Here is a 421-nt window from a genome sequence, read left to right as displayed (position 1 = left end):
TTATTAATAATTATATTTGCCTTGAGCATTTAAAGACCATCAAGGTTTTGGTCTGCCTTTCGCGAAAAGGGTATTGTTCATGCCCAAAGTGTTTGCTTTGGGCTTTTTATTTTTATTGTAAGATCTCTCTTAAATCATCTACATTATATTCTTTGGGTAACTCATAGCCATTTATAGATATGGTTGGGGTATGTGTGATTTTTTCTGCAACACACCAACTTATGCATGGCTTCTATTTTATCGTTTTGTTGTTCCAGTTCGCCATCCATAGGATATTTATTAGCAAATACATCATAATCTTTTTGACCTGCCATATACCAATCATCTATGGCTTCTTGGGTTTTATTAATATTATTAAGTTCATTTTAAAAAGAGTAGAAACCTACCATTGGCAAGTTTCTACTAATAAATAATTATCCTT

The 421-nt window shown here is 31.8% G+C and carries 1 protein-coding gene; it reads right to left on the bottom strand.

Annotated elements, in window-relative coordinates; genetic code table 11:
- Positions 1-161 precede the first annotated feature (161 nt).
- Positions 162-314 (bottom strand): hypothetical protein, encoded by a 153-nt coding sequence (locus Q4Q35_RS00030; protein ID WP_303275867.1) that lies wholly within the window; start codon positions 312-314, stop codon positions 162-164.
- Positions 315-421 lie beyond the last annotated feature (107 nt).

The organism is Flavivirga aquimarina (assembly GCF_030540835.1).
In the GTDB taxonomy this organism is placed as follows: Bacteria; Bacteroidota; Bacteroidia; order Flavobacteriales; family Flavobacteriaceae; genus Flavivirga; species Flavivirga aquimarina.
This window is presented reverse-complemented; position numbering and strand designations above follow the sequence as displayed.